We start from the raw sequence: 19,040 nt of genomic DNA, 5'->3' as shown, positions 1-19,040 counted from the left end.
CCTCATTGGGATGTGAGCAAAGGCGGGCGGCGCAGCAAACCGTGCACCGGTCCGAACACCACGGACAGCAGATACAAACCGCCAGCCACCAGCACGATCGCCGGGCCACTGGGCAGCGAGTAGTAGAACGACAGCAACAGTCCGAGCCACACCGAGAGGCAGCCGAGCAGGGCGGCGATGGTCATCAACACGGGCAAGCGACGACTCCAGAAGCGCGAAGCGGCGGCGGGCAACATCATCAAACCGACCACCATCAGCGCACCGATGGCTTGAAAACCGATCACCAGATTCAGCACCACCAGGGTCAGAAATACGCCGTGAGCCAGGGGACCGAGTCGGCTGACGGTTTGCAAAAAGAGGGGGTCGAGGGTGTCCAGCAACAGCGGTTTGTAGATGAAGGCCATGGCAATCAGACTGAATGCCGAGACCCACACCATGCCGGTCAACGTCGGGCCATCGACGGCCAGCGCCGAACCAAACAACAGGTGTAACAGGTCCAGACGTTTGCCGGCGATGCCGAGGATCAGCACACCGCAGGCAAGGGAAATCGGGTAAATCGCGGCGAGGCTGGCGTCTTCTCGCAGGCCGGTGCGACGGGTGATCCAGGCGGCGAGTCCGGCCATGCCGAGACCGGCACCGAGGCCGCCGACGGTCAGCGCCGGCAGACTCAATCCGGCGAACCAGAAGCCCAATGCGGCCCCCGGCAGAATGCCGTGAGCCACCGCGTCGCCGATCAGGCTCATGCGTCGCAGGATCAAAAACACGCCCAACGGTGCGGTGCTGCATGCCAGAACCAATCCACCCAGCAGCGCTCGGTGCATGAACACGAACTCGTGGAACGGTTGCCAAAGATGAGCGGCGGCGAGCATCAGGCCACCCGCGTATGGGGTTGTTTGTGGATCAGATCGACGCTCGATCCGAGGACGCAGCCGGTACTTTTGATCAGCAACGTTTGAGGAATGTGTTGGCGAACGGCGGCCAGGTCATGGCACACGATCAGCTGGGTTCGGCCTTCGGCATGCCAGGCGTGAATGTGTTTCCAGAGGAGTGCCTGACCGAGTTCGTCGAGGGCGGCGTGGGGTTCGTCGAGCAATAGCAATGGTGCGTCGGCGAGGCTCAAACGGGCGAGTAGGGCACGCTGTAATTCGCCGCCGGATAAGGCCATCAACGGGCGCTGTTCCAGTCCGCTCAGACACCAGTTTTCCAGCACGGCTTTGAGGCGTTGTCTGCGTGTTTCGGGAGACTGCGTGCTACCCCAGAAACCGGCGGCCACTAACTCTTGCAGGCTAATGGGGAATTGGCGATCCAGGTGTTGTTGCTGGGGCAGGAACGAGAGGCTGCCCTTGCGTGGAACATCCAGGATGACTTTGCCCATCAGCGGTTTTTGCAACCCCGCGATAACTTTCAGCAGGCTGCTTTTGCCCGAGCCATTGGCACCGATGACGGCGGTCAGACTTCCTTTGGCCAGTTCGAAATCCACGTCGGGAGTCAGTGGCTGGCCGGGTGCACCCCAACGCAAGGCTTGGCAATGAATCATGCGGCCTCCCAATTCCAGCGGCTTTCGGCGACCGCATCGTGTGCGTGGAGGCTTTCCGCGTGGACGACTCGTATGTGGAAGGCGTTGATGCCGGGGGAGCGTTTCAGGGCCAGGTTCAAACGTCGCGCGGCGTCTTCGCAGAACATCAGGTTCTGACCGTTGGCCAGCGCGAAGGCTTGTTCGTCGGCGCGTTTTACGGCGGTTTGTACGGCGGTGCCGAGGGCCGCTTCGGCGTCGTTGATGATCGCGATCAGCGGCAAATCATCCAGATAGTCGTGCAGTCGAAGCCGTAATTGCGCAGTGCTCCGTTGGCTGTGAGGCGTTGCGACGATGCCTTTTGTGGAGCCGAGCCAAGTCAACACATCGGCGTGTTGCAGCGGCTTGTTGGCGAAGTCATCGACGAATTGTTGTTGAATCAGCTGCCGGGAAAGCGCGGCGGAACACGGACAAGTCGAGGAATAAGGCACGTCGATTTTTAGTTCCACGTGGAACATCGCGTTTTTCAAACGTGCTTCGATGCTCACTGGATAGGTTTTCCAGCCGGCCAATGGACTGACCAGTGCCGGTCTTTTGAGCAGTAAATCGGTGTGGATTTTTAAGTGCGCGCTGGTGGACAGTCCTTCATGAGTATCGAGAAAACTTTGCAAAACTCGCCGCAACAAGTCGGGTGTCAGGTTTTCTTGCTCGAGCATTTCCAGTGCCAAGTACAGACGCGACATATGAATCCCGCGCGCCTCGCCATCATCGAGGCTAACGCCCGCGTCGGCCTTTGCACCCAATCGTTGGCCATCGAACAAAACAGGAAGAGCAACGCCGCACATGCCCACCCAGTCGAGTGGCAGGGCTTGGCGAGAGGCCTGCGCGGCAATATCCGGCAGAGTCAGCGCATTCATGAGCAGGTCCGTCGTGGGAGTCGATTCTGCATGTTATGTTATTACATTAAAATCAACCATGCCTTTTTCATGAACAGGCTTTCTTCATGCTCAGACGTCACTTGTTGAACCTGATCCTGGCCAGCGCGGCCTTCGCTTTACCGTTTGGCGTCTCGGCCACTCAGATTCGCAATGCGCGGCTCTGGCGTTCGGATGACAAGTTGCGATGGGTGTTCGATCTGAGCGGGTGGGTGCAATACAAGACGTTTTCCCTGAGCGCTCCCGAACGGCTGATCATCGATCTGAGTGGCGCCAACCGCGACGGCGCGTTTCATGGCGCAACGTGAGAATGGGGCAGACCTGTTGGGCACTACCAGCCTGCTCAATCTCAAGGATAAGGACCCGATGCTCGCGGGGGGCATTCTCGACATGTCGATGAACGCGACCATCGCCGCCAGTTTGCAGTTGCGTAGCACGGTGCTCGGCAGTCTGGCAGGCACCACCACGCTGCATCAGAAGCGTGTGGAACAAGCGGGAATTGCGGTGCTCAAGTCGCAGGACGTGCCGTCGATCCTGGTGGAAACCGGCTTCATCTCCAACGCTCGCGACAGTCAGCGACTGGTCAGGCCGTAGCCGATGGCTTGTTTGAAGGGTTACAGCGCTATTTCCAGAAAAATCCGCCGGTAAACAGTTACATCCCTTGGCAGCAAGAGCAGAAAAAATCCCAGGCCTAACACCCTGCAATTCGGCTACAGGTGAACTTGCCGCTGCTACCACCGGAACTGGAAAATCGATTGATCGTGGTCCAGCCGACGCGACGGTTGTAGCCGACCCAGGCCTCGCCATCGGATGCGATCCCAGTGAAAAACGTGAGTTGTCCGTAGCGACTGTTGGTCTGCGCCCAGTGGCGTTTGCCGGCCGCTTCGAAACCCCGCAGATAGATCGTGCTTCCGGCGGTGTTGACGTTGTAGGCGTTGCCGTCGCCATCCACGCAGGCCAGCAGATTGGCGCTTCGGGTGCATTTGGCCAGGCTCGGGCTTTGCGCCCAGGCGCCGACAGCGACCAGCAGCGAAACGCTCATCAGCGTTATTCTCAGGGCGACACGCATAGGATTTCTCACGGACCGAACGGGCTTGAGCATCGTGCCCTTTGTCATCTTGGGCAAGAGGAGAGTGGCTTGATTGTGTTGTTATACTATAACATCAAGTTAAGCCCGACATTGCGACCGGGCATCTCTGTGAGGAATACCTGATGCCCAATCGTCTCCCCGTAACCGTCCTGTCGGGCTTTCTCGGCGCTGGCAAAAGTACGCTGCTCAACTACGTGCTGCGTAATCGCGACAACCTGCGCGTCGCCGTGATCGTCAATGATATGAGCGAAATCAACATCGATGGCAGTGAAGTCCAGCGCGATGTCACCCTGAATCGTGCCGAAGAAAAACTCGTGGAAATGAGCAACGGCTGTATCTGCTGCACCTTGCGCGAAGACTTGTTGGAAGAGGTGAGCAAACTCGCCAAGGAGGGGCGTTTTGATTATTTATTGATCGAATCCACCGGCATTTCAGAGCCACTGCCCGTGGCGGAAACCTTTACCTTCCGCGATGAAGAAGGGCAGAGCCTGGCCGACATCGCCCGGCTCGACACCATGGTCACCGTGGTCGATGGCATGAACTTCCTGCTCGACTATCAGGCCGCCGAAAGCCTCGCTTCCCGTGGCGAAACCTTGGGTGAAGAGGACGAACGCTCGATCACCGACCTGTTGATCGAGCAGATCGAATTCGCCGACGTGATTCTGATCAGTAAGATCGACTTGATCAGCAGCCGCGAACGCCAGGAGCTGGTCGCGATCCTCGAACGGCTCAATGCCCAGGCCGAAATCATTCCGATGGTGATGGGCGAAGTGCCGCTCAAGAAAATCCTCAATACCGGTCGTTTCGACTTCGAAAAGGCCGCTCAGGCGCCGGGCTGGCTACAGGAATTGCGTGGCGAACACGTGCCCGAAACCGAGGAATACGGCATCGCCTCGACAGCTTATCGAGCACGCCGACCGTTTCATCCGCAGCGTTTTTTCAGCTTCATCGACCGCCCGTGGGTGAACGGCAAACTGCTGCGCTCCAAGGGCTTCTTCTGGCTGGCCAGCAAGCACATGGACGCCGGTAGCTGGTCCCAGGCCGGCGGATTGATGCGCCATGGTTTCGCCGGGCGCTGGTGGCGTTTCGTGCCGAAAACCCAGTGGCCGCAGGACGAAGAAAGCACCGCCGGGATCATGGAAAACTGGACCGCAACCACTGGCGATTGCCGCCAGGAACTGGTGTTCATCGGCCAGAACATCGACTTCTCGCAACTCACCCATGAACTCGACAATTGCCTGCTGACCGACGATGAAATGGCGTTAGGCGCCGAGGCCTGGCGATTGCTGCCAGATCCATTTGGCCCGTGGCATGAAGAGGTGGCAGCCTGATGTTGGCACCCAGTCTGAAACTGCGGCCGATCATTTGTCAGGTTCAAGGTGAGACGCCGCGAGCGCTGACCCGAGTACTGGATGACGGTGTAAACCTCGCCGTTTGGCAGCGCCAACTGCCGGCGCACATCGCTGATTTCGGGCGTTTGCTGCTGTCCCTGAACGAGCCGTTGGCCGAGTCTCTGGTCCTGGAACTGCCCAGCGATGACACCGAACCCAATCTTCGCGGATTGGCCTCAGGTTTCAGCGATCTCGAAGGTTACGAAGGTTTCATCGCCGACGTCTCCTGGCTGGTCAGTGCTTTCGCCTGTTTGCTGGGCGCCAAGCGTGTCGGCCTGCGCCTGCGGGTCCTCGACAAGGCCATGTGCCCGCGTTTCCACGTCGATCACGTGCCGGTGCGGCTGATCAGCACGTATTGCGGGATCGGCAGCCAGTGGCTGAAGGAAGGTGCGATGGATCGCCGACAACTGGGTAAAGCCGAAGTCGAACCCCAGGACAATGCGCTGATCCAGCAGATCGCCTGCGGCGAAGTCGCGTTGCTCAAAGGCGAGAAATGGCATGGCAACGAAGGCTTTGGCCTGATTCATCGGTCGCCACAGCTTGCGCCCGGTGAGCGGCGGCTGATCCTGACGCTCGACTGGCTCAGCTAGCGGCTCACGGCTTGAGCCAGGTTCCCTGGCTCTGGGCTTCACAAAACGGTTTCAAATACGCCGCATCCGTGGCTACGCCGTAATAGTGAATATCCTGCCGGTAAGGCATATTGGCGACTTGGGCGTTGCTGCACACGCCGAACGCGCCGGTGGGGCATTGATCGACGTACTGCACCTCGACTTTCTGGCCAGGAAGGTTCGGCTGGCAGAACCCATCGGCGAACAGTTTTTCCGGGATGTTGCGGTTCTGCTGGCAGACTTTCACGTCGAGTCGCGCAGCCGTGCTATGTACCACGCAGGCTTGAGCCAGCGCCTCACCTGAAGTGAGCGCCAGGAGCAACGACAATCCCATCAACCGCATCCTTACCTCCTCAGAAACTTTCGACCATGTTGCAGAACATTCCCACTCACATCATTGCTGGCCCTTTGGGTGCCGGCAAGACCAGCCTGATCAAGCACCTGCTGGCGCAGCGGCCGGCGAATGAGCGTTGGGCAGTGCTAATCAACGAGTTCGGTCAGATCGGCCTCGACGCTGCATTGCTGACCCAGGACGCCGATGGTATCGCACTGGGCGAAGTGGCCGGGGGCTGTTTGTGTTGCGTCAATGGTGCGCCGTTTCAGATCGGCCTCGGGCGTTTGCTACGCAAGGCGCGGCCGGATCGGCTGTTTATCGAGCCCTCCGGGCTGGGGCATCCGGCGCAATTGTTCAGGCAATTGAGTGAGGCGCCGTGGCAAGGCGTGTTGGCTGTTCAACCCTGCGTACTGGTGCTGGACGCCCAGGCACTTGCTGCCGGCAAACCGCTGCCGGTGGCGCAACAGGAAGCGCTGAACAGCGCCGGGTTGTTGCTGATGAACAAATCCGAAAATATCGACGATGCTGATCGCCAGCGAATCGCTGCACAGTTGCCGACGCGTCCGTTGTACTGGACGCAGCAAGCTGCGCTGCCATTGAGTGAGTTACCAGGGCTTGGGGTTCAGGCTGTAGCGGGTGTGGATAACTTCGTTGCACCCAAAGGATTGGCACAGCAGCCGGCCATCTGGACCGACCCTGCGCTGCCAATTTGCTTGAGTCAGGAGCAGGAGGGCGGCTGGAGCGTTGGGTGGCGCTGGCATCCGAGTCAGACTTTCGATGCGACGCTCGTTGGTCGTTGGCTTGAATGCCTTGCCTGGCGGCGGGCGAAACTGGTTATCCACAGCGTCGACGGTTGGGTTTCGGTGAATGCACTGGAAAACTCGGTGCTGGACTGGCAGCCCAGCGAATGGCGGCATGATTCGCGCATCGAGCTGATTTTCAGTGAGCCGCAGGAAGTTGATTCATTACAAAGAGATCTAGCCGACTGCCGGTCGAGCCCGATTTAAATCACGGGCGCCATTTAGTGTGTTCTTGCCGCCACTGACTCATCTCGATCACCTCGGCGCGCGGTTTCACGACATCGGTCACCGCAGGTGTGTCGTCGAACGGCATCGGGTAGGGCTCCAGCTCAATCTGCGCACTGTGGGCACCAAACTGGGTGATGGTGCCGTTGTGACGGCTTTCACCGGTCACGGTGAATTCGAAGTTATACACACGGGCGAGGCGCCGCCGGCCGTTTGCGTCTTTAATGAATGCGATCTTCTTCAAGGCCACATTGCCGTCCAGCAGCTCGATTCCGAGCTTGGCGCAATGCTGCTTGACCCGTTCCAGCGCGCGCTCGCGCAAGCCATGGTTGTGCCATAACCACGCGCCACCGGTGGCAAGCAGCATCAGGACGAAGATATTTCCAAGGGTCAGCATCAACACATTGCTCCAACAAGATAGTGTCAGCTTAACTGCGTCGCCGGTCTGTCGTACAGGCTGTGTTTAGTCGCATACTGCGCGGCTTGAATTTCAATCGTTTGACGGAAAACCCACCGCATGAAACGTACGCCCCATCTGCTCGCCATCCAGTCCCACGTGGTGTTCGGCCACGCTGGCAACAGCGCCGCGGTTTTCCCGATGCAGCGGGTCGGGGTGAATGTCTGGCCGCTCAATACCGTGCAGTTCTCCAACCACACCCAGTACGGCCAATGGGCCGGTGAGGTGCTGGCGCCGCATCAGATTCCCGACCTGGTCGAAGGCATCGCGGCGATTGGCGAACTGGGCAACTGCGACGCCGTGCTGTCTGGCTATCTGGGCAGTGCTGCTCAGGGCCGGGCGATCCTGACGGGGGTGGCGCGGATCAAGTCGATGAATCCCAAGGCACTGTATCTGTGTGACCCGGTGATGGGCCATCCTGAAAAGGGTTGCAGCGTGCCCGCGGAAGTCAGCGATTTCCTGCTGGAGGAGGCGGCTGCGGTGGCGGACTTCATGTGTCCGAACCAGCTGGAGCTGGACAGCTTTTCGGGGCGCAAGCCGCAATCGTTGTTCGATTGCCTGGCCATGGCGCGAGCGCTGCTGGCGCGTGGTCCGAAGGCTGTGCTGGTCAAGCATCTGGACTATCCGGGTAAACCGGCGGACGTTTTCGAGATGTTGCTGGTGACCGCCGAAGACAGCTGGCACTTGCGCCGTCCGCTGCTGGCGTTTCCGCGTCAGCCGGTGGGCGTCGGCGACCTGACCTCCGGACTGTTTCTGGCTCGCGTACTGTTGGGCGATAGCCTGGTGGCGGCTTTCGAATTCGCCGCGTCGGCGGTACATGAAGTGCTGCTGGAAACCCAGGCTTGCTCCAGCTATGAGCTAGAACTGGTACGGGCTCAGGACCGGATCGCCCATCCGCGGGTGCGGTTCGAGGCGGCAGCGATCAGTCTCTGAGGTCCGCGTTGAACCCATTCGCGAGCAAGTCGGATCGCCGCACCGCCGCTCCCACTTGCTCGCGAAGACTATCTAACGAACCACATCAAACTGACTCAACAGCTCAGGCGTCACCCTTGATGTCCTGATAGCGCTTTTCCAGTTCCTGACGAATCTGCCGACGTTGCTGGGCCTGCATGAAGCGGCGTTTGTCTTCGCTGTTCTGCGGTTGCAGTGGCGGGACAGCAGCCGGTTTGCGGTCGTCATCCACTGCGACCATGGTGAAGAAGCAGCTGTTGGTGTGGCGCACCGAGCGCTCGCGGATGTTCTCGGTCACTACCTTGATGCCCACCTCCATGGAGGTGTTGCCGGTGTAATTGACCGAGGCCAGAAAGGTCACCAGTTCGCCGACATGAATCGGCTCGCGGAAAATCACCTGATCCACCGACAGGGTCACCACGTAGCGGCCGGCATAACGGCTGGCGCACGCGTAGGCCACTTCGTCGAGGTATTTGAGCAAGGTACCGCCGTGGACATTGCCAGAGAAGTTGGCCATGTCGGGGGTCATCAATACCGTCATCGACAGTTGTGCGTTTCCGGGTTCCATAGCGTTCTCACGGTTCAAGGCAGAATTTCGGAAGGGCGGCACCTCTGCGGGGGCCTTGTCAGCTTTTCAAACCAACAGTTATCGGGACGCCGGGCGGGTGGCTGCCGTCACGCCTGGATCGATCTGTTTCCATATATTGCACCGCCTTTCTGCCAGAAGTCGCGGTGTTACCCTTCAAAAGCCCCTTCTCAAGGGTAATTCCCACGCGGAAAGTGGATTTTTCACCTTGCTCGAACAGGAACCCCACACCATGCACGCCATCAGTTTCATTCAGGATCTGGCAGTGATCATGTTGATCGCGGGTGTGGTGACCGTGCTGTTTCATCGCTTCAAACAACCGGTGGTGCTCGGCTACATCGTCGCCGGCTTCATCATCGGCCCGCACACCCCGCCGTTCAGCCTGATCCACGATGAAGACACCATCAAAACCCTCGCCGAACTCGGGGTGATTTTCCTGATGTTCTGCCTGGGCCTGGAGTTCAGCCTGCGCAAGCTGTTCAAGGTCGGCGCCACAGCGTTCATTGCGGCGTTCCTGGAAATCGTGCTGATGATCTGGATCGGCTACGAGATCGGTCGCTGGTTCGAATGGAACACCATGGACTCGCTGTTTCTTGGCGCGATCCTGGCGATTTCCTCGACCACCATCATCGTCAAGGCGCTCAACGACCTGAAGATGAAGAACGAGCGCTTCGCGCAGCTGATTTTCGGCGTGCTGATCGTTGAAGACATCCTTGGCATCGGCATCATCGCCTTGCTGTCGAGCATCGCAGTCAGCGGCACGGTCAGTTCCGGCGAAGTGTTTTCAACGGTCGGCAAGCTCTCGCTGTTCATGATTGTCGCACTGGTCATCGGCATCCTGCTGGTGCCGCGATTGCTGGCTTACGTGGCGAAGTTCGAAAGCAATGAAATGCTGCTGATTACGGTGTTAGGCCTGTGTTTCGGCTTCTGTTTGCTGGTGGTCAAACTTGAATACAGCATGGTGCTCGGTGCCTTCCTGATTGGCGCGATCATGGCTGAATCCCGGCAATTGCTGAAAATCGAGCGCTTGATCGAACCGGTTCGCGACCTGTTCAGTGCGATCTTTTTTGTCGCCATTGGGCTGATGCTCGATCCGATGATTCTGCTGCAGTACGCGTGGCCGATTGCAGTGATTACCGTGGCCGTGGTGCTGGGCAAGATGTTTTCTTGCGGCCTTGGTGCCTTTATCGCTGGTAATGATGGACGCACCTCACTTCGAGTCGGAATGGGGCTTTCGCAGATTGGCGAATTTTCTTTCATCATCGCCGCGCTGGGCATGACGTTGCAGGTCACCAGCAACTTCCTCTACCCGGTCGCGGTTGCCGTCTCGGTGATCACCACGTTGCTGACGCCCTACCTGATTCGCGCGGCTGATCCGCTGTCGATCAAGCTTGCCGCGGTGATGCCGAAGCGACTGGGCCGGGTATTGGGGATGTACGGCGAATGGCTGCGTAGCATCCAGCCTCAGGGCGAGGGCGCGCTACTGGCGTCGATGATTCGGCGGATTCTGTTGCAGGTGGGGGTCAATCTGGCGCTGGTGATTGCGATCTTCTTCTCGGGTGCTTTTTTCGCCGAGCGCATGTCCGTTTACCTGCAAGACTGGATCAGCGACCCGAGCTGGCAGAAAGCGTTGATTTGGGGCGGGGCGTTGCTGTTGTCGCTGCCGTTCCTGATCGCCGCCTATCGCAAGCTCAAGGCGCTTTCGATGCTGTTGGCGGAGATGGGCGTGAAGCCGGAGATGGCCGGCCGCCACACGCAGCGAGTGCGTCGGGTGATCGCCGAAGTGATCCCGATCCTCTCGCTGCTGGTGATTTTTCTGCTGCTGGCAGCCTTGTCGGCCAGTATTCTGCCGACCAACAAGTTGCTGGTGCTGATCGTTGTCGTCGCGGCCGCTGTAGCGGCGCTGCTCTGGCGCTGGTTCATCCGCGTGCACACGCGGATGCAGGTGGCGTTGCTCGAAACACTGGACAATCACAAGGACTCGTCCGGGCATTAACCCTGTAGCGCGTCAGGCGTCTCAGCTTTCCAGCCAGACGTCCCGCGCCCAGTGCCATACCGATTCCCAGGTTTCTTCGGCGATCAGCTCTTCTTCGGCCAACCACAGCACCACGGTGCCGTCTTCTTCGACCAGGTAGTAGTTGTCACCGTCCTGGCAGATAGGAATCATGCTGCGATCAACACCCGCATCCCAGGCGTTGGCGGCAACGTCTGGCAGGTAGGTGTGGGATTGCGGGTCGGTGACGGTCACCGGCTCCAGGCTGCCGTAGACGACGTCGCTGACGGTCAGCAAAAACTCTCTGAAGACAAACGGAATGTCGATGAACAGCTGTTCTTCGATTTCCACCAATTGATCTTCGTCGGGCAACTCCAAGGGGACCGGTACCGGTTCGTTGGCTTCACGCAGTTGTTCGATGATTTCTTCCACGTCCGGGATCCTCTTGCTTGATGGCGCGGTTTAGTTGGGGCGGTTTATACAGTAGCTCGCTATAGATGTAACCGTGAAATAGAAAAACCCCGGCAAGGCCGGGGTTTTCGTTACAGCATGCTTAACGCAGGAGGGATCAGCCGTTCTGGCGGATACCGGCGACCAGCCAAGGCTGGTTCTCGCCCTGCGGACGCTCCATGTTCCAGCTTTCGCTGAACACTTCGCCCTGGTCGAAACGCGAGGTCTTCGACACACCGGTGAAGGTCAGGGTGGCGATGGTCTTGTCGGCACGGTCATCCACGCCGTCCAGTTGAACATTGAGGTTATCAATGTAGGTGGACTGGAAACCGTCACCCAGATCGGCACGTTCGCGCTTGAGGAACTCCAGCAGTTGCGGGGTCACGAACTCGGCGATCTTGTCCATTTCGTTGGCGTCCCAGTGCTGCTGCAGGGACTGGAAGTGGTTGCGGGCCGCTTCAATGAAGTTCTTTTCATTGAACCAGGCCGGTGCGTTGATCACCGGACGAGCGGCAACCGGTGCTGCCGAGCCGCCGAAGACCGAACCCATGGCCGTTGGCTTCTGCTCGAACACTTCACGCTGCATCGGTGCGCCAGCTGGAGCCATGTGCTCCTGCTGCTTGCGACGACGAGCGGCGATGAAACGGAAGATCAGGAAGGCGATGACGGCCATGATCAGGATGTCGAAGATCTGCATGCCCTGGAAGCCGCCGCCCATGAACATGGAGGCCAGCAGGCCACCGGCCGCGATGCCGGCCAGAGGGCCGAGCCAGCGCGAAGCACCGCCGGCTTTGGCGGCAGCGCCAGCGGCACCGGCCGCGCCCGCAGTGGCGGCAGCACCACCTGCGGCAGAAGAAGGCGCCATTTGGCTGGTCTGGTGAGTCGGCGCAGCGCCGGAACTCTTACCGCCACCAAAGCGCTTGGCGTTGGCGTCGAGGCTCATCGTCAGGCCGATGCACAACGCCATGGCGATGCTAAGAAAACGTTTCATAAAGGGAATTCCCATTTGTGGATGGCACGCGCGCCATGTTGCACAGCTGAAGGGTTACTGGCTAGCGGCAGAGTGTTTCGGGCTTTTGCCTGACAGGTTGCGTTCAGCTTCGGTCAGCGCAATAAGGCCTGTTAGTTTTGGTCTGTAGGACGAGTGGATTAGTTCTGTAGGAAATTTGGTGATTTCATCAGATCAACCTGTGGGAGCGGGCTTGCTCGCGAAGAACGATGACACGGTGTTTCTGATACACCGCGGCGCTGCCTTCGCGAGCAAGCCCGCTCCCACAGAAAAGCCCTGCGGTGGGCTTTAAATCGCTTCCAGCTTCGCGTAACCCAACATCAGCCACTTGCTGCCTTCGCTGAAGTTCACCTGCACCCGAGCCTGGGCCCCGGCACCTTCGAAGTTCAGGATCACGCCGTCGCCAAACACCGAATGCCGTACGGCCTGGCCGAGGCTGAACCCGGTATCCGGGATCTCGCTACCGCCAAACAGGCTGCTGGAGCTCTGCTGCTGGCCACCGCCGAACGGACGGCTGACGCTGTTGGACAGCCGAACTTCCTGAATCAGGCCTTTCGGCACTTCACGTACGAAACGCGACACCTTGTTGTACGTCTCGCTGCCGTACAGGCGTCGGGTTTCAGCGTAGGTCATCACCAGGTTCTGCATGGCCCGGGTGATACCGACGTAGGCCAAACGGCGCTCCTCTTCAAGACGACCCGGTTCTTCAAGGCTCATCTTGTGGGGGAACAGGCCTTCTTCCATGCCCACCAGGAACACGTAAGGGAATTCCAGACCCTTGGCGCTGTGCAGCGTCATCAACTGAATGCTGTCTTCGTGCTCGTCGGCCTGAGTATCCCCGGCCTCCAGGGACGCGTGACCGAGGAACGCCGCCAATGGCGTCAGGTCTTCATCTTCTTCAGCGTTTTCGAAGTTGCGCGCGGCGCTGACCAGTTCCTCAAGGTTTTCTACCCGGGCCTGGCCTTTCTCGCCTTTTTCCGCTTCGTGATAGGCGATCAGCCCGGACTGCTCGATGACGGTCTGGGTCATCAGATGCAGCGGCATTTCCATGCACTTGGCGGCGAGGTTCTCTATCAGCTCGATGAATGCGCCCAGCGCGCCGGCCGCACGGCCGGTCAGGCCTTTGTTAGCCACCAGCAGGCGCATGGCTTCCCACATCGACACATCGCTGTGACGGGCATGGTCGCGGATCGCTTCAACGGTTTTCTCTCCGATGCCCCGGGCCGGAACGTTGATCACCCGCTCCAGCGCTGCATCGTTGCCGCGACCTTCCAGCAAGCGCAGGTAGGCCATGGCGTTTTTGATTTCTGCCCGTTCGAAGAAGCGCTGACCGCCATAGATGCGGTACGGAATGCGCTCACGCAGCAAGGCTTCTTCCAAAACGCGTGATTGGGCGTTGGAGCGGTACAGAATCGCGATATCGCTGCGAGCCAAGCCGGTTTTCAGCGCGCTTTCGATGGTTTCCACCACGTAGCGTGCTTCATCGTGTTCGTTGAACGCGGCGTACAGGTTGATCGCTTCGCCTTCGCCGCCGTCGGTCCACAGCTCTTTGCCCATGCGTCCCGTGTTGTTGGCGATCAGGGCGTTGGCTGCTTTAAGGATGCCGGCGGTGGAGCGGTAGTTCTGCTCCAGACGAATGGTTTCGGCATCTGGAAAATCGTCGGAATACTGATAAATGTTTTCGATTTTCGCGCCGCGCCAGCCATAGATCGACTGATCGTCGTCGCCAACCACCATCAGACTGTCGCCACCCTTGGCCAGCAGTCGCAACCAGGCGTACTGCACGGCGTTGGTGTCCTGGAACTCGTCCACCAGAATGTGCCGGAAGCGCTTCTGATAATGCGCCAGCAGGCCCGGATGATCGCGCCACAAGTCGAGGGCGCGCAGCAGCAATTCGGAGAAGTCGATCACGCCAGCGCGCAGGCACGCAGCCTCATAGGCTTCATAAATGCTGCGCATGGTCGCCAGGAACAGATCGCCGCTGGCTTGAATGTGTTGCGGACGCAGACCTTCGTCTTTCTGCCCGTTGATGAACCATTGGGCCTGACGGGCCGGCCAGCGTTGCTCGTCCAGGCCCAGCTCGCGGATCACCCGCTTGACCAGTCGTTGCTGGTCGTCGCTGTCGAGAATCTGGAACGTCTGGCTCAGGCCGGCTTCCTGCCAGTGCGCCCGCAATAAGCGGTGCGCCAGGCCGTGGAAGGTGCCGACCCACATGCCGGCCGGGTTGATACCCATCAGCTGCTCGATGCGATGACGCATCTCGGCAGCGGCCTTATTGGTGAAGGTCACCGACAGGATGGAGTGGGGCGAGGCGTTTTCGACCTGGATCAACCAGGCGATACGGTGCACCAGCACTCGGGTTTTACCGGAACCAGCACCGGCCAGGACCAACTGACGACCCACGCGGGCAGCTACGGCCTGGCGTTGGGCATCGTTGAGGGAGTTCAGCAGAAGGGAGAGATCATCGCGCATCGGGGCATTCTAGGGGGCGGCGTCACACCGGGCAAACCCTGCATTGTTTTAGCCGATGAAAGATAGGTGCAGGACGACCGGTCAGTCACTGGCTGCAAGCGTTGGCGGGGCTCGCTTGGCTGCTTTTACACGGGGCCAGGCAGTCGATACTTTGGTCTATTTATGATCTGGGGCAGTTTGGTCCGGGCATTTGCTTGTGTATGCTCCGTCGACGTTTCGGGCGCATGCTCATCATTATAAGAACAAGAACATTGCCTATGACCCTCAGCACCGACCTGTCGGGCCCCGTTGTGGAGCCCCGGGTTATCCGCAAACAGTACGCCATGGAAATGGCGGTCGAACGCACGCGTCTGCTTTATCAGGGCTCGTTGCTGCCCACGTTATTCATGTTGATCAACGGTCTGGTTTGCGCTGGCTTGCTTTGGAGCCCGCAGCGTTACTTCCTGGTCAGCGTCTGGCTGGTGTGGCTGTTGTCGCTGGTGGCGTTGCGGGTGATTCAAGTCGCGGCCTTCGATTCGGCGATACCCAACCGTCAGGCCCATCCGATCTGGCGCCGGATGTTTTTGCTGGGTTCGGCCATGACCGGCCTGACCCTGGCCGGCGCTGGCATTGCGCTGGTACCCGCCGATAACTTCATGCAACAAGCCTGGGTGTTCGGCCTGATCGGCGCTGCAGCGCTTTCGGCCAGTGTTGCCTATGCGGTCAGCCTGCCGGCGTTCCTGTCCTTTACCTTGCCCTGTCTGTTGCCGGCCATCGGCTATCTGTTATGGGGCGGCGATGAACAAGATCAGGGATGGGGCTGGTTCGGTCTGATTTTGTTGGGCGCGTTGAGTGTGGTCGCCTGGCAGGTCAATCGGCTCATCGATAGCGGGCTGTTGCGGCGCTTCCAGAATCAGGCACTGATCGAGCACTTGCAGCAGGCTCAAAACAGCAGCGATCAGCTCAATCAAAAGCTGGCCAAGGAAATCGACCAGCGCCGTCGTGCCGAAGACGAGTTGCGGCAAATTCAGATCGAGCTGGAAAGCCGAGTTGCCCAGCGCAGCCTGGAGCTGGACGCTGCCAATCAGGCCCTGAGCAAGAGTGAAGCGCGTCTGGCGCTGGCGTTGAAGGCCAGTGAGCTCGGTCTGTGGGACTGGAACCTGCAAACCGACGAAGTCCATCACACCCATCTTCAGGAGCTGTTCGGCCTGGAGCCGGAATTCGTGACGGCCATGCTTCGCCACCTCAAGCCGCGCCTGCACCCCGATGACTTGCCGTCGCTCAAGCGCGCACTGGTCGAGCATTTGAAGGGCCGCAGCGAGGACTACCAGATTGAGTACCGTGTGCGCCACGGCGATGGCCATTGGGTTTGGATCGAAGACCGTGGTCGAGCGGTTGAGCGCAGCGAAAATGGCCGGGTGATCCGTATGGTCGGCACCCGTCGCGACATCAGCGTCAGCAAAGCGCTGGAAGAGCAACGGCAACTGGCCGCAACGGTGTTCGAAGCCGCCAGCGAAGGCATCGTGATTTTCGATCCGAATTACGCGTTGATCGCGGTCAATCAGGCCTTCAGCCGAGTCACCGGCTATGACATTGAAGACATGATTGGACGCAACGTGGTCGAGTTGCCGTGCAGCCGCGATGCCCGCCGGCACTACGCTGCGATTCATCAGGCGCTGGAGCAGCACGGCAGTTGGCAGGGCGAGCTGGTAGAAACCCGCAAGAATGGCGAGCTGTATCCGCAATGGTTGCAACTGAACGCGGTGCGTGATGCTCGGGGAAATGTGAGCCATATCGTGGGCTTCTTCGCCGATCTATCGGCCCGGCGCGAATCTGAAGAACGCATGCGTTACCTGGCGCATTACGACGAATTGACGGGTCTGGCTAACCGTTCACTGTTCCGGGAACGGCTAAGCGAGGCCCATCAGCGGGTGCGCCAGGGCGGCTATCGCAGTCTGGCGTTGCTGCACATCAATCTGGATCGTTTCAAGCTGCTCAATGACAGCCTTGGCCATGAAATAGCCGACCAACTCTTGCAGAAGATGGCTCGGCGGCTGGTCAACGCATTGCCGGAAGCAGACACCATCGCTCGCTTGTCCGGTGATGAATTTGCCGTGTTGTTCAATGCCTACGGCAACCTGTCGAGCCTGGCGCGGGTGGCGACCCGACTGTCGACCAAGTTGCGCTTGCCGATCACTGTCGAGGGCCATGAACTGGTGGTCAGCGCGTCCATGGGCATCAGTCTGTTGCCGGACAACGCGCGAGAAATTTCCGCGCTGGTCCATCAGTCCAATATGGCCATGCAGCACGCCAAGCACTTGGGCGGAAATAACTTCCAGTTCTACACCGACAGCCTGCAAGCCAGCACGCTGGAGCGCTTGCAGCTGGAAAATCAACTGCGTAAGGCGATCGAAGAGAAGCAGTTGATGGTGTTTTATCAACCGAAACTGTGCCTCGCCACGGGTCGGTTGAATGCCGCCGAAGCGCTGGTGCGCTGGGATCACCCGACCATGGGCCGTGTGCCGCCAGGGGACTTCATCGGCCTGGCCGAGGAAACCGGTTTGATCGGCCCGATCGGCGAGTTCGTGTTGCGTCAGGCTTGCTGGCAAGCCTGTGAGTGGCAGCGTCAGGGGCTTGCGCCGATTCGGGTGTCGGTCAATCTGTCGGTGCATCAATTGCGTCAGGGCAAACTGGTCAGCCTGGTGCGTCAGGTGCTGGAAGAAACCGGTCTGGCGCCGCACTACCTCGAGCTGGAGCTCACCGAAAGTCAGTTGCTGGACAGCGTCGAGCACATCATCGCGACCTTCCAGCAATTGCGTGATTTGGGGGTCAAGTTGGCGATTGATGACTTCGGCACCGGGTATTCGTCCCTGAGCTACCTCAAGCGCATCCCTGTGGATTACGTGAAGATCGATCAGGCATTTATCCGCGGTCTGGGGGAGGGTAGCGAGGATGCGGCGATCACCCGGGCGATCATTGCCATGGCGCACGGCTTGTCACTGAAAGTGGTGGCTGAAGGGGTGGAGCGGACAGAGCAGTTGGAGTTTTTGAAAGCCGAGCACTGCGATGAAGTGCAGGGCTATTTGATTAGCCGTCCTGTCGAGGCCGATGGCCTGGCGGCACTGTTGCGTGCGGACGAGAAACACTTGTAAGGGCTACATGGAGCGCATGTGGCGTGAAATGGGGACATCGAGTTACGCATTGAGCAGGCAAAAAGCCGATTCATGTAGTATAACTACAAGCGTGCTACATCCCCGGCACCTGCCAATAACAAAGAGTCCAGCCCTTTGAATCTGCTGCAACACATCGCCCAGTCACGCCACCTCTTACGCAAGTCGGAGCTCAAGGTCGCCGACCACGTGCTGCTTGATCCTGCGGCGGTGATGCACAGCTCCATGGCCGACCTGGCCCACAACGTGGGCATTAGCGAACCGACCATCGTGCGGTTCTGTCGCGCCATCGGTTGCTCCGGTTTCCAGGACTTGAAGCTGAAACTGGCACAGAGCCTGGCTGCCGGTGCGAGCTTCGGACAATTCGCGATTCATGAAGACGACTCGGTCGCTGACTACAGCCTGAAAATCTTCGACACCACCCTGCACACGCTGATGGAGGTTCGCGAGAAGCTTGATCCGGTGGAGTTGCAGCGTGCCGTGTCGCTCATGTCGCAGGCCCAGCGGGTCGAGTTTTATGGCTTTGGCGCGTCGGGTGCAGTGGCGGCCGATGCCCAGCACAAGTTCTTCCGCTTGTTGCTGACGGCGGCGGCGTATTCCGACCCGCACATGCAGGCGATGTCGGCGGTCACGTTGAAGCCGACCGACGTGGCGATCTGTATTTCCCAGTCCGGGCGTTCCAAAGATTTGTTGATCACCGCCAATCTGGTGCGCGAAAGCGGCGCTTCGCTGATTACCTTGTGCCCGAGCCAGACACCGCTCGCCGAGCTGTCGACCGTCAACCTGGCGATCGATGTGCACGAAGACACCGAGATCTATACGCCGCTGACCTCGCGCATTGCCCACCTGGTGGTGATCGATGTGTTGGCGATGGGCGTGGCCATGGCGCGCGGGCCGAGCCTGGTCAACCACCTCAAGAGCGTCAAGCGCAGCCTGCGCAGCTTGCGGCTGTCACCCAAATCGGTAAAAGCGCTGGACGATTAATTCTGATCTGAGATCGCCGGAAGGTCGTTCCGACCTTCATTCGCGAGCAAGCCCGCTCCCACATTTGACCGCGTCCGCCTGAATAACTCGGTC

General features: G+C 59.4%; 17 protein-coding genes and 1 pseudogene. 8 read left to right on the top strand and 10 right to left on the bottom strand.

What is annotated here, in order from left to right; all coding sequences use genetic code 11:
• Positions 1–2: 2 nt before the first annotated feature.
• From KGB03_RS12925 to folE2, 3 genes are read right to left on the bottom strand one after another with little or no spacing between them, the layout of a single operon-like run.
• Positions 3–869 (bottom strand): metal ABC transporter permease, encoded by an 867-nt coding sequence (locus tag KGB03_RS12925; protein ID WP_218536538.1) that lies wholly within the window; start codon positions 867–869, stop codon positions 3–5.
• On the bottom strand, positions 869–1,537 hold the full coding sequence (locus KGB03_RS12920; RefSeq protein WP_218536539.1) for a metal ABC transporter ATP-binding protein: 669 nt from the start codon (positions 1,535–1,537) through the stop codon (positions 869–871). The genes KGB03_RS12925 and KGB03_RS12920 overlap by 1 nt, the downstream gene beginning before the upstream one ends.
• Positions 1,534–2,430, bottom strand: a complete 897-nt coding sequence (gene folE2 / locus KGB03_RS12915; protein ID WP_223527222.1) for a GTP cyclohydrolase FolE2 — start codon at positions 2,428–2,430, stop codon at positions 1,534–1,536. The genes KGB03_RS12920 and folE2 overlap by 4 nt, the downstream gene beginning before the upstream one ends.
• Positions 2,431–2,516: 86 nt before the next feature.
• On the opposite strand from folE2, the pseudogene KGB03_RS12910 reads away from it, so the two are divergent.
• Positions 2,517–3,143, top strand: a pseudogene (locus KGB03_RS12910) (N-acetylmuramoyl-L-alanine amidase).
• Here the strand turns inward: KGB03_RS12910 and KGB03_RS12905 are convergent.
• Positions 3,140–3,517, bottom strand: a complete 378-nt coding sequence (locus tag KGB03_RS12905; protein WP_218536541.1) for a glutamine synthetase — start codon at positions 3,515–3,517, stop codon at positions 3,140–3,142. The pseudogene KGB03_RS12910 and the gene KGB03_RS12905 overlap by 4 nt on opposite strands.
• Before the next feature lie 143 nt (positions 3,518–3,660).
• On the opposite strand from KGB03_RS12905, the gene zigA reads away from it, so the two are divergent.
• The gene (zigA, locus tag KGB03_RS12900; protein ID WP_223527221.1) at positions 3,661–4,869 is read left to right on the top strand and encodes a zinc metallochaperone GTPase ZigA; all 1,209 of its coding nucleotides are present in this window, start codon (positions 3,661–3,663) and stop codon (positions 4,867–4,869) included.
• Positions 4,869–5,519, top strand: coding sequence for a DUF1826 domain-containing protein (locus KGB03_RS12895; RefSeq protein ID WP_223527220.1), 651 nt, complete (start codon positions 4,869–4,871; stop codon positions 5,517–5,519). The genes zigA and KGB03_RS12895 overlap by 1 nt, the downstream gene beginning before the upstream one ends.
• A 4-nt stretch (positions 5,520–5,523) precedes the next feature.
• Here the strand turns inward: KGB03_RS12895 and KGB03_RS12890 are convergent, their stop codons facing one another.
• Entirely contained in the window at positions 5,524–5,880 is a 357-nt protein-coding gene (locus tag KGB03_RS12890) for a hypothetical protein (protein WP_008156668.1), read from the bottom strand.
• 26 nt (positions 5,881–5,906) lie between these two features.
• Here KGB03_RS12890 and KGB03_RS12885 point away from each other — a divergent pair, with 26 nt between their 5' ends.
• The gene (locus tag KGB03_RS12885; protein ID WP_223527219.1) at positions 5,907–6,878 is read left to right on the top strand and encodes a CobW family GTP-binding protein; all 972 of its coding nucleotides are present in this window, start codon (positions 5,907–5,909) and stop codon (positions 6,876–6,878) included.
• A gap of 1 nt (position 6,879) precedes the next feature.
• Here KGB03_RS12885 and KGB03_RS12880 read toward each other — a convergent pair whose 3' ends face one another.
• Positions 6,880–7,293 carry a DUF3301 domain-containing protein gene (locus KGB03_RS12880; RefSeq protein ID WP_223527265.1) on the bottom strand — a complete coding sequence of 138 codons (414 nt, stop codon included), beginning with the start codon at positions 7,291–7,293 and terminating at the stop codon, positions 6,880–6,882.
• Between the two features lie 120 nt (positions 7,294–7,413).
• Between KGB03_RS12880 and pdxY the strand changes: the two genes are divergently transcribed.
• The gene (gene pdxY / locus KGB03_RS12875) at positions 7,414–8,286 is read left to right on the top strand and encodes a pyridoxal kinase PdxY (RefSeq protein WP_008156662.1); all 873 of its coding nucleotides are present in this window, start codon (positions 7,414–7,416) and stop codon (positions 8,284–8,286) included.
• A gap of 103 nt (positions 8,287–8,389) precedes the next feature.
• Here pdxY and KGB03_RS12870 read toward each other — a convergent pair whose 3' ends face one another.
• The gene (locus KGB03_RS12870) at positions 8,390–8,872 is read right to left on the bottom strand and encodes an acyl-CoA thioesterase (RefSeq protein WP_074872148.1); all 483 of its coding nucleotides are present in this window, start codon (positions 8,870–8,872) and stop codon (positions 8,390–8,392) included.
• A 250-nt stretch (positions 8,873–9,122) separates the two neighbouring features.
• Here KGB03_RS12870 and KGB03_RS12865 point away from each other — a divergent pair, with 250 nt between their 5' ends.
• Positions 9,123–10,886, top strand: a complete 1,764-nt coding sequence (locus KGB03_RS12865; RefSeq protein ID WP_223527218.1) for a cation:proton antiporter — start codon at positions 9,123–9,125, stop codon at positions 10,884–10,886.
• A gap of 21 nt (positions 10,887–10,907) precedes the next feature.
• Here KGB03_RS12865 and KGB03_RS12860 read toward each other — a convergent pair whose 3' ends face one another.
• The 3 genes from KGB03_RS12860 to uvrD all read right to left on the bottom strand — a co-directional run bounded on the left by KGB03_RS12860 (position 10,908) and on the right by uvrD (position 14,814).
• A complete protein-coding gene (locus KGB03_RS12860; protein ID WP_008156656.1) occupies positions 10,908–11,315 on the bottom strand; it encodes an SMI1/KNR4 family protein in 408 nt (135 codons plus the stop codon).
• Between the two features lie 136 nt (positions 11,316–11,451).
• Positions 11,452–12,324, bottom strand: a complete 873-nt coding sequence (locus KGB03_RS12855; RefSeq protein ID WP_111448213.1) for a Tim44 domain-containing protein — start codon at positions 12,322–12,324, stop codon at positions 11,452–11,454.
• Between the two features lie 306 nt (positions 12,325–12,630).
• Positions 12,631–14,814 (bottom strand): DNA helicase II, encoded by a 2,184-nt coding sequence (uvrD, locus tag KGB03_RS12850; RefSeq protein ID WP_056738578.1) that lies wholly within the window; start codon positions 14,812–14,814, stop codon positions 12,631–12,633.
• 257 nt (positions 14,815–15,071) lie between these two features.
• Here uvrD and KGB03_RS12845 point away from each other — a divergent pair, with 257 nt between their 5' ends.
• Together KGB03_RS12845 and hexR are read left to right on the top strand one after the other, a co-directional pair.
• Positions 15,072–17,945, top strand: coding sequence for an EAL domain-containing protein (locus KGB03_RS12845; RefSeq protein ID WP_223527217.1), 2,874 nt, complete (start codon positions 15,072–15,074; stop codon positions 17,943–17,945).
• A 135-nt stretch (positions 17,946–18,080) separates the two neighbouring features.
• The gene (gene hexR / locus KGB03_RS12840) at positions 18,081–18,947 is read left to right on the top strand and encodes a transcriptional regulator HexR (RefSeq protein WP_008156648.1); all 867 of its coding nucleotides are present in this window, start codon (positions 18,081–18,083) and stop codon (positions 18,945–18,947) included.
• Positions 18,948–19,040: the final 93 nt, after the last annotated feature.

The sequence above is a fragment of the Pseudomonas sp. BF-B-26 genome, from assembly GCF_019956495.1.
GTDB lineage: Bacteria > Pseudomonadota > Gammaproteobacteria > Pseudomonadales > Pseudomonadaceae > Aquipseudomonas.
The sequence above is the reverse complement of the archived record's forward strand: the minus strand, read 5'-3'. Positions and strand labels throughout refer to the sequence as shown.